The 8,968-nt window shown below is 35.6% G+C and carries 12 protein-coding genes; 5 read left to right on the top strand and 7 right to left on the bottom strand.

Annotated features, from left to right (window positions below):
- Positions 1–163: 163 nt before the first annotated feature.
- The 3 genes from C7H19_RS22760 (at position 164) to C7H19_RS22750 (ending at position 2,834) form a co-directional block, all read left to right on the top strand.
- A complete protein-coding gene (locus C7H19_RS22760; RefSeq protein ID WP_106459205.1) occupies positions 164–1,360 on the top strand; it encodes an aspartate aminotransferase in 1,197 nt (398 codons plus the stop codon).
- Between the two features lie 104 nt (positions 1,361–1,464).
- The gene (locus C7H19_RS22755) at positions 1,465–1,746 is read left to right on the top strand and encodes a YkvA family protein (protein ID WP_106459204.1); all 282 of its coding nucleotides are present in this window, start codon (positions 1,465–1,467) and stop codon (positions 1,744–1,746) included.
- A 239-nt stretch (positions 1,747–1,985) separates the two neighbouring features.
- The gene (locus C7H19_RS22750; RefSeq protein ID WP_106459203.1) at positions 1,986–2,834 is read left to right on the top strand and encodes a hypothetical protein; all 849 of its coding nucleotides are present in this window, start codon (positions 1,986–1,988) and stop codon (positions 2,832–2,834) included.
- Here the strand turns inward: C7H19_RS22750 and C7H19_RS22745 are convergent.
- The 6 genes from C7H19_RS22745 to C7H19_RS22720 form a co-directional block, all read right to left on the bottom strand.
- The gene (locus C7H19_RS22745; RefSeq protein WP_106459202.1) at positions 2,796–3,551 is read right to left on the bottom strand and encodes a peptidylprolyl isomerase; all 756 of its coding nucleotides are present in this window, start codon (positions 3,549–3,551) and stop codon (positions 2,796–2,798) included. The two genes, C7H19_RS22750 and C7H19_RS22745, sit on opposite strands and share 39 nt — an antisense overlap.
- A 124-nt stretch (positions 3,552–3,675) precedes the next feature.
- On the bottom strand, positions 3,676–3,894 hold the full coding sequence (locus C7H19_RS22740; protein ID WP_106459201.1) for a hypothetical protein: 219 nt from the start codon (positions 3,892–3,894) through the stop codon (positions 3,676–3,678).
- Positions 3,895–3,934: 40 nt separating this feature from the next.
- Complete coding sequence (locus tag C7H19_RS22735; protein WP_106459200.1) at positions 3,935–4,180, bottom strand: hypothetical protein; 246 nt, start codon at positions 4,178–4,180, stop codon at positions 3,935–3,937.
- Positions 4,181–4,231: 51 nt separating this feature from the next.
- On the bottom strand, positions 4,232–4,492 hold the full coding sequence (locus tag C7H19_RS22730) for a hypothetical protein (RefSeq protein WP_106459199.1): 261 nt from the start codon (positions 4,490–4,492) through the stop codon (positions 4,232–4,234).
- 194 nt (positions 4,493–4,686) lie between these two features.
- Complete coding sequence (locus C7H19_RS22725) at positions 4,687–4,971, bottom strand: hypothetical protein (RefSeq protein ID WP_106459198.1); 285 nt, start codon at positions 4,969–4,971, stop codon at positions 4,687–4,689.
- Between the two features lie 184 nt (positions 4,972–5,155).
- Complete coding sequence (locus C7H19_RS22720) at positions 5,156–5,365, bottom strand: hypothetical protein (RefSeq protein ID WP_106459197.1); 210 nt, start codon at positions 5,363–5,365, stop codon at positions 5,156–5,158.
- Between the two features lie 168 nt (positions 5,366–5,533).
- Between C7H19_RS22720 and C7H19_RS22715 the strand changes: the two genes are divergently transcribed.
- Together C7H19_RS22715 and C7H19_RS22710 are read left to right on the top strand one after the other, a co-directional pair.
- Positions 5,534–5,776: a hypothetical protein gene (locus C7H19_RS22715; protein ID WP_106459196.1), complete on the top strand. Its 243-nt coding sequence runs from the start codon at positions 5,534–5,536 to the stop codon at positions 5,774–5,776.
- Positions 5,773–6,216 carry a type II toxin-antitoxin system VapC family toxin gene (locus C7H19_RS22710; RefSeq protein ID WP_106459195.1) on the top strand — a complete coding sequence of 148 codons (444 nt, stop codon included), beginning with the start codon at positions 5,773–5,775 and terminating at the stop codon, positions 6,214–6,216. The genes C7H19_RS22715 and C7H19_RS22710 overlap by 4 nt, the downstream gene beginning before the upstream one ends.
- 10 nt (positions 6,217–6,226) lie before the next feature.
- Here the strand turns inward: C7H19_RS22710 and C7H19_RS22705 are convergent, their stop codons facing one another.
- Positions 6,227–8,791: a tetratricopeptide repeat protein gene (locus tag C7H19_RS22705; RefSeq protein WP_106459194.1), complete on the bottom strand. Its 2,565-nt coding sequence runs from the start codon at positions 8,789–8,791 to the stop codon at positions 6,227–6,229.
- Positions 8,792–8,968: the final 177 nt, after the last annotated feature.

Genomic DNA, 8,968 nt, shown 5'->3' with positions numbered 1-8,968 from the left:
AAGACCCGAACAGAGTAAATCTGTCAAGGCAACTGCATTGAAGCAGAAACCCAAATCGTAAGGTTTGGGAATCATCGCCATTTATGGCGGTGAGGATGTCAACAAAACGAGATCAAAGAATGTAATAATAATAATTTATGTAATTTTGTCTAACGCTGTAGCAATGAGTGTTAACTGGACGAATAGCCGTGCAAACCGTTTAAGTACATTACCTCCCTACGTTTTTGCTCGACTCGATGAACTCAAAGCCCAAGCGAGGGCGCAAGGAATTGATTTAATTGATTTAGGCATGGGCAACCCCGATGGTTTAGCCCCAGAACCCGTCATCGATGCCGCTAAAGAAGCCTTTTCTCATGCGCCATTTCACGGCTATCCACCATTTGAAGGCACAGCCAGTTTTAGGGAGGCGATAACTGCGTGGTATCAACGGCGTTATGGCGTGGATCTCAATCCAGATAATGAAGCATTACCTTTACTCGGTTCCAAAGAAGGATTGACTCATTTAGCTTTAGCTTATATCAATCCAGGAGATGTGGTATTAGTTCCGAGTCCTTCTTATCCGCCTCATTTTCGCGGGCCCCTCATTGCGGGAGCAACTCTGTACCCGATTATTTTGAGTGCAAAGCAAGACTGGTTAATTGATGTTACTCAAATTCCAGATGAGATAGCCCACAAAGCGAAGATTCTTTATTTTAATTATCCCAGTAACCCAACGACTGCCACCGCACCGCGAGAATTTTTTGAAGAAATTGTCGCTTTTGCCCGTCACTACGAAATTATGTTAGTACATGATTTGTGTTATGCAGAATTGGCATTTGATGAATATCAACCCACGAGCTTACTCGAAATTCCAGGAGCAAAAGACATCGGAGTAGAATTTCATACTTTATCCAAAACCTATAATATGGCAGGTTGGCGCGTTGGTTTTGTCGTCGGCAATTCCGATATTATCCAAGGGTTACGGACTTTAAAAACCAATTTAGACTATGGGATTTTTTCCGTCTTACAAAAAGCAGCCGAAACCGCTTTACAATTGCCCGATGAGTATGTCAAAGAAGTACAAGATCGTTATCGTAAAAGAAGAGATTTTTTAATTAAAGGATTAAATGAATTAGGCTGGGATATTAAACCCTCAAAAGCAACAATGTATTTGTGGATTCCCTGCCCAATTGGATTGAATTCGACTGATTTTGCCCTCAATGTTTTGCGTACAACTGGAGTAGTTTTGACTCCGGGTAATGCTTTCGGTGAAGGTGGAGAAGGATATGTCAGAATTAGTTTAATTACAGATTGCGATCGTATGGCTGAAGTACTCCGTCGCTTTGTTGAAGCAGGTATACGCTACGACAATTCAAAATAACGAGTTATTACGACAATCATGGGGGGAAAGTCCCCTCTTTTTTTTATCAAATGAAACTGACAGAATAATAGTTGTAAGTTGATTGAGTTCCTAATTTACCCCAAATGAAAGCAAAAGCATTGGTTAAAATTTTTTATAATTGGTATCGTCAAGCCATACGTCATACTAAATATCGTTGGTTAGTTATTTTAGCCACTTTCTTTTACTGGATTATGCCGGTAGATTTGGCACCCGATTGGATTCCGCTTCTGGGATGGCTTGATGATGGTGTACTCGCTACAGTGTTAGTTACAGAAGTATCGGATATTTTAATGTCTTATCGTCGTCGTAAAACAGATGATACAGAAATAGAGACTGACAAAGTTTTAGAAACTAAATCTGTTTAGATTAATTTATATATATATTCGCAACGGGATAGAAACTCTCGTTGCTATTTTATATGAGAGCCTATTTTTGAACCTCGGTCTAGTATTAATTATTATATTTCATTTAGTATCAAAATGATCATAAAATGATTTTTTTTGGATAAGATTGAAAAGATTGTTGAGTTCAATATTTATTTAAGTTAATAAAACTTATTATTACCCAATTGTTTGTTATAGCTTCACATACCGAAAACAAAACAATGATAACTTGCTCACAAACGAGACGTTTTTGTCTTATATTTTTTTCTTCTGTAAGCTATTTTCTGATTAGTGCTTTTCCCATTAGGGCAGCAACTTTCAGCAGTTTTGCTCAATATGATTTATCTCTTAAAAATTTTAGTCAATCACCCCAAAATATTTTTTCTGTAGGTGATGGAGATGCGAATACCATTGCAGACGATGGTATTTTATCATCTTTTATAGATACCGATGCAAAATTTTTAGTTACGCCAAATGATACTTCTGCTTATTCCAAATCAGAAACACTTTTAGTTGGTACAACAAATAATTATTTAGGAAATATTAGATTTACTACATCTTTGATCGGTAATTTTACAATTCCCGCTAATGAGACATTACTGTTTAGTTTTGATGGTTTCATAAATCTTCTTAATCAAACTGATGATTTAGTGTCTAGCAATTTGAGTTCATCGATTCAATTCAATTTATTATTACTTGATAAAACAACTCAAACTGTTAATAATATATTGGAAGTATTAGGGGTAATCAATACTAATTCAGAACTTGATTATAAGCAAGACTTTTTTGGGTTTCAAACGGGACAAGATACAGTCTTAAATAGTTATAATGAGTTGACATCATTTGGTGAAATGAACGAAGTTATTAATAATTCTTTTTCTGGATTATACAATAAGCAGTTTGCTCAAGATACACAACTGGATTTAATTATTGTCACCCAATCTTGTAACTATACTTCTAATCGAATAAATGTTTGTAAAAGAATTCCAGAACCCGCTAACAAATTTATTTTAATTGACTTATTAGTTGTCTTAATCTCTGTTGGGTTGTTCGTCAAAGTTATGAAGTAAATAAATTAGCTCATTAGCTAACCACTCATCCATCATTTTATTGATAATTTCTTGATAAATATTTTCCGTTAATTCAGCCTTTATCAACTCTTCTACTAATGCAATATGGTATCCTTGTTCGGTCTGAAAAGGACTAATTACCTCGCCGACTTTCGCACCAAAAACAATAGCCGCTATTTGGGGAGATAGACTATAACGATAAAATCGACCTTCATAACCACAAAGATAACGTCGTTTTTCATCAATATCATAGAAATGTGCTGCTTGATAAAAACTAATTTCTTGTTCTTCTATTTGATATAAAATTTCCCAAGCTAATTGTTCATAAGGTACAATAATTTGATACAATAAAATACAATCAAAATTATGTTTATTTTGCCCAAAAAAGGTTTTAGCTTCTTCAGCAAAAAGAGCTTCAGCCAATTTTTTTCTTAATAAAGAGTTTTTGAGACCAACTTCCCAATCATCAGAAGTAATTAACTGAGAATTTAACCAAGCAAAAGTATCAGTTGCTTTTTCTAAATTCATCTGACGACGCTGACGATGAGCTTCGTTTTCAATTTCTTCTTCTGTTAAAACTATATTTCTAGCAGTAGCCGCTTTAGAAATAATTTTATCATAGATAATTTCCTGACAAATTTGCTTAATTTGTATGTTTTGTTTTAAGTACTTTTCAAGTTCGCTTAATTCGATGGTTATTCTTGAAAAAAATAACATAATAATTGGTTTAAACTTTACAAGGTTATTTAAATGTAATCAAAAAACTGAATAGGCTGAGATGGTATAACCCCTCAGCATATTTTAACCTTAAATCACTAAGTTTTAATTCAGTTGATTAGTTTCAGATAAGATCAGAGCTTATAAAAATTGGCCCAATTGCTATTGCATAGGAAGAAATGTGAGCCAGAGAATAGCTTGCGATACCATTGGAATCAAAATCAAAAGCAAAGTTTGTCTCCCAATCCCATAAATTCGGCTCATATGTACCGCCGCGAATATCTTTTGAATTCGTAGATTCAATCTTGAAAAAGTCTAAATCCTCTATGGATAATCGACTCATAATCACTCTCCTTAATCATTTATTAAATGATTGACTATATTTATAAAGGTGAAATAGCTCTGACAAAAACGCCTGAAAAAACCTTCAATATAGAAGTTTCACTAGCAATGACATCGCCACTAAAGCTGAGATCTACACTACTAGGAAAAGAAGAAGCATTAACTAATGCAAAAAGATTTATAATAGGCGGTGCGATCGTTATTCCAGAACTTCCTAAAATGTAAGACAAATCAGAATCATTTTTTACAGAAATACATTTTAGATGCTCTAAATCATGAATAATCATGTTACCTCTTTAGACTTGAAAAAAAGATCATGCAATGATGCTATTAAAGAATTAAGTTCCATAGCCCAAAGCAAGTGATGTATATTGAAATTTAAAACCCACACTAAAATTACCAGGAACAGCAGTTGTTAAAATTTCTGGAATTCCTGCAGCGAATGAGCCATATTGACCGATAGAAAGAGAATTGAATTGAAAAGCAGAAGACGCTATACCAAGAATCTCTATTGGATCTATACCTATGGGTAATTCACCTCCTTGAATTTCATCGGTTGAAAGAGCGGTTTTTAAATGCTCTAAGTCATTAATCAACATAATATATCTCCCGTTATTATTAAAGTAAATAGGGGCTTTATTTCTTTTAATTGTATGAGTAAATAAGCGTTACAGCTTGCCAAAGTGGCAAATATTTTTATTCAGGTTTAGTTGAGACTTAAAAAATATAATGTGATGAGGAGGTAAAATCCTCCTCAAAACAATTTAACTTAGCTTTGTTGAGGCAAAATAGATTAAGTTCCAGGGGTTGTTGCAAAAGCGGTTGTTTCAGTTCCGTAGACAATGCTCACTTTGTTGTCGGTATTCCCTCTAACATCAGATGAGACTGAAACGTTAGCTTTATTCGTACCGATCGCCGTTACATTAGAGAAAGCATTAATATTTCCGACGATTTCTCCAGTTAATGACCTGAATTGATGTTCGATCTCATCAAAAGCATGAGCCATAGTACTCTGAGCGCCTAAAAATTGATTACTTTCTACTAGCTCTTTTTGGTAATCTATATCTTTAATGTTCATGATTTATGCTTCTCCATTACAACAATATTGAAACGAGCAATAAGAAAAAGAACTGCTAGATAAGATCAATATCAATTCATAGCAGTTCTTCTTTGATGTAAGTTAAGTTAAACCTTTCTCTTTGAAGAGAATTATAGTTTGACTTGGTTGAGTTAAACGTCCTTTTATAGATGATTGTTGCTGATTAAACATAAGCGTATGCAGTAACAACTTTATCAAATGTGATAGTTTTATATTCATCTGCATTAACTCGGATATACTGACCAACAAAAGCATCTGCTGTACGCTGTCCATTCACTCTTAAAGAAAATTCTTCATCAAAATAGGCATATCCAGCGCCTTCAATATTATTATTTTCGACAGATTCGAGATAATTAAGGTCAGAAACGATCATGATTTTACTCCTAAAGTTTGGGGATTTTTTTAATTGAGAAGATTGATCTTCTATACTTTAAATACTAAACTTTTAAGATTAATATTAGTTGCCAAAATGGCATATATTGTTATTTTTATTTGCTATCATAATAGTATTAAATTGATATGCAAAATTAAGGGATTTAATATGAATTTAAGTCTGCGAGATATTTCTGACGAACTATACCAAGAAATAAAGATTTTAGCGGAGCGAGAACGTCGTTCAATCAACCAACAAATTGTTATCTTACTAGAGCAGTCCATCAGACAGCAAAAATTCTTAAAAGTTCGGTGCTTTGAGCATATCGATCAAACGCGGGAAATATGGACAAAACGAGTCAATATTATGCCAGATTCAGTAATAGCGATCGCCGAGGATAGAAACCGTTGATACCTTTTGTGATCATCGATAGCAACGTGGTAGCCAAGTGGTTTTTTCCAGAAGTTTTAACAGAAAAAGCTCTTGCTCTTAGAAAAGACTGGCAAGTAGGAGCCATCGAATTAATTGCGCCTGAATTACTTTTATTAGAAGTCTCTCATGTGATCTCACAGAAAAAAAGAACCCATTTCATTACGCCAGACGAAAGTAGAACTACCTTGCAAAATCTTCTTTTTTTGGACATTCCAACGGTTGCGATCTATCCTTTATTAGCAACAGCCCATGAGATGACGATCGTCTTTGAGTTAACCTTAGATGATGCCCTTTATTTAGCCTTAGCTCAAGAACTAGGGGGAAAATTCATTACAGCCGATCCTTGGTTATATCATTCACTCAGGCTAAAAATTGATTTTATAGAATTTCTCGAAAATTACAAATCAATGGCTCAATAAAACATGAGTACTATTTAAAGCAAGATTTTAAAGTAAGAGCCTGTCGATAATATTCCACTGCTAAAGTTAAATTTCCCTGTTGCTGTTGAGTTGTCCCAAGTTCTGTGGCTAAAGCAGCATAGTGATCTTGTTGCTCGCGGGTTAGCTTTCCTTGTGTATTTAAAGCAACTGCTAAATTGAGTGTAGCTTCATAACAGTTAGGCTGTAGGGCTAAGGCTTTTTCATAACAGGCGATCGCTTCATCTATTTTCTGTTGTAATTGCCAAGTGTAGCCCAAATTATTATAAATTGATGCCATATTCGGCTCAAGTGATAAAGCTTTTTGATAAGCCTCTACTGCCTGACTCCATTGCTTTTGAGCTTGATATAAATTACCCAAACTCAGCCAAGCTTTAGTCATCTTAGGTTGGAGCATTAAGATTTTTTGAAATAAACCTTCAGCTTTTTGAACTTGACTCATTTGACTCGCCAGTACACCCAAACCGTAGAGAGCATCTAAACATTCAGGTTGTCTATCCAAAATTTTCTGATAAATTTGTTCAGCTTTAGCTAAATGATTAGCTTGATGTTGTTGAATGGCAAACTGTAAAGTCTTAGTCTGTATTGTATTAATGAGGAACTTTTCTAAGGCAAAAATCGGCTGAAGATCGCCGTATAGCTTGTATTTGTTGTCGTCGATCTTTTCTCGAATCTGCTGACGATACAAAGGATCTTGACCGAGACGTACTGCTAGATTAATATAATCATCCTTGCTGGTTGCGATCAATTCTTCAATTCCCATCATTTTAAGAATTGCCATTGTGTGTCGTCCCCGCATCAACTCACCAGGCAACGTTACCACAGGAAGAACATGACTCAAAGATTCTAATGTGGAGTTACAACCCGACCATCCGACACTATCTAAGATGATATCAGCAATAGCAGCCACGCCCTTAAAAGCACCAGCACTAAGCCTAGGTAAAAATCGACAGTAAGCGTGATAGGAGAGTCCAAATTCACTAAAAGTACGGTTTAAGCGTCGTTGAAAAATTTCCGTAATTGCTTTACCTTGAGGAGCTTCTAGAAAAATAAACTTGCATTGAGGTAATTGTTGAGCAATTCTAGGAAAAACATCATCATCTTGCGGCAGGTACTTATAAAGCGATTGACAACACCAAAAAAGGATATCTTTCTCACTAACTTCGAGATTTTCTCGTTGCATCTTCTGGATGGGCGATGATGGCGGAGGATAATAAATCGACAGATTAGGGAGTTTGACTAACTTCTCTGTATAGTGTGCTTGCGCTTGCTCAGGTTCCATCAAATCACTACTCAAATAATAGTCTATCGTCGGCAGTCCACTGGTGTTCGGGTGTCCCCAAGAAGTCAGTTGAATTGGAGCAAGTCTGAGGGCGGCGAGTTGGATGGAGTTTGGGTCCATGCCCAATTCAGGATAAATTAAGACATGTAGTCGATCATCAGCGATCGTCTGACACCACTGTTCGATCGGTAAAAGTCCTTGTCTAAAGTGATCAAAAGCACGAGAAGCGATCGCCGTTTCTCGATCTTGGATCGCATTTGTATAGTATCCGAATAATTCAAACTGTGTTTTATCAAGATTTTGTACCCATCCTTTTACGGGAATTTTCCAGACAGAATGATGATGAAAATAACCACAAACAATACCTAGTCTAATTTTTTCATTTGATACTAAAGGCGTGATCTCCCTCGGTTGACTCCATTGAGGATAGCGACTCGCCATTAAGTAAGCGATCATCGTGCCGTATAATTTTTGTAATTCCCGATCATTGTGTCCTTGATAGGCTAGGTAAAAAGGCTGCAATGAACCGACATCTATGGCAGCTTGACTAAGTTCTTGTGGCGAAGCTTGTTCAAAGCTTTGGACTAATGTTTGTAAATAAGACTGATAATTTTTTCGGCTCGTTTCAATCTCAGCAGAACTCTCATAAAGAATAGACAGTTGTCCCATGCAAATCGCCCATTTAGCTACTGTGAGTTGAGGATCTAGGGTTAAAGCTTGCTTATAGGATGCGATCGCTTTTTCAGGCTGTCCTTGATCTTTGAAAGCATTACCAAGATTATAATAAGCTTGAGCAAAGTTGGGTTGAATTTTTAGGGCTTGCTGATAGGAGTCGATCGCCTCTTCTAATTTACCCTGACTTTTAACTAAGATAGTCCCCAAATTGTTGTAGGTTTGGGCCAAATTAGGATTGTAGTTAATAGCTTGTCGATAAGATTGGATCGCGGCCTCAAATTTGCCTTGCTCTGCCCAACAACTCCCCAAACCATCGTAAGCTTGAGCCGAGTCGGGCTGCATTTCTAAAGCTTGGTGATAGGTAGAAATTGCTTCTTGATGCTTGCCTTGCTGCCGTAAAACTGTTCCTAAGTTAATAAGAATAGCCACCCAATTTTCATGATGGTTTGATGAATTTATGATTTCTATTTCAGAAGTTGTAAAAGCGGCTAAGACTTTCTTATATATAGCTTCTGCTTCTAATAATATTCCATTTTCATGATGTGCTGTTGCTGATTCAATTAATGATGAAAGCTGAAAATATGTATTTTTTTCGTGCATAATTTTTAGAAAAAATATAATTTGTTATTTTAATCTTTATCATCTCAAATTCAAATAATTTTTATAAGAGATGGAAAGAGTAGGTATTTGGTTTCCAAACTCTCTTTTTGAAGGAAGCAAAGAAACCAAATATCAACAGAGAATTTTTACCTAAATGATTAATTCTCTTGCTTTAAT

Origin of the sequence: Aphanothece hegewaldii CCALA 016, assembly GCF_003007785.1 — a bacterium.
In the GTDB taxonomy this organism is placed as follows: Bacteria; Cyanobacteriota; Cyanobacteriia; order Cyanobacteriales; family Microcystaceae; genus Chroococcus; species Chroococcus hegewaldii.
Note: the sequence above shows the minus strand (reverse complement) of the source record. Positions and strands in the feature narration are given on the sequence as shown.

What these genes read in the sequence shown, in the direction of transcription:
- C7H19_RS22760 (WP_106459205.1), top strand. Translation starts at nt 164, where the DNA reads ATGAGTGTTAACTGGACGAATAGCCGTGCAAACCGTTTAAGTACATTA.
- C7H19_RS22755 (WP_106459204.1), top strand. Translation starts at nt 1,465, where the DNA reads ATGAAAGCAAAAGCATTGGTTAAAATTTTTTATAATTGGTATCGTCAA.
- C7H19_RS22750 (WP_106459203.1), top strand. Translation starts at nt 1,986, where the DNA reads ATGATAACTTGCTCACAAACGAGACGTTTTTGTCTTATATTTTTTTCT.
- C7H19_RS22745 (WP_106459202.1), bottom strand. Translation starts at nt 3,551, where the DNA reads ATGTTATTTTTTTCAAGAATAACCATCGAATTAAGCGAACTTGAAAAG.
- C7H19_RS22740 (WP_106459201.1), bottom strand. Translation starts at nt 3,894, where the DNA reads ATGAGTCGATTATCCATAGAGGATTTAGACTTTTTCAAGATTGAATCT.
- C7H19_RS22735 (WP_106459200.1), bottom strand. Translation starts at nt 4,180, where the DNA reads ATGATTATTCATGATTTAGAGCATCTAAAATGTATTTCTGTAAAAAAT.
- C7H19_RS22730 (WP_106459199.1), bottom strand. Translation starts at nt 4,492, where the DNA reads ATGTTGATTAATGACTTAGAGCATTTAAAAACCGCTCTTTCAACCGAT.
- C7H19_RS22725 (WP_106459198.1), bottom strand. Translation starts at nt 4,971, where the DNA reads ATGAACATTAAAGATATAGATTACCAAAAAGAGCTAGTAGAAAGTAAT.
- C7H19_RS22720 (WP_106459197.1), bottom strand. Translation starts at nt 5,365, where the DNA reads ATGATCGTTTCTGACCTTAATTATCTCGAATCTGTCGAAAATAATAAT.
- C7H19_RS22715 (WP_106459196.1), top strand. Translation starts at nt 5,534, where the DNA reads ATGAATTTAAGTCTGCGAGATATTTCTGACGAACTATACCAAGAAATA.
- C7H19_RS22705 (WP_106459194.1), bottom strand. Translation starts at nt 8,791, where the DNA reads ATGCACGAAAAAAATACATATTTTCAGCTTTCATCATTAATTGAATCA.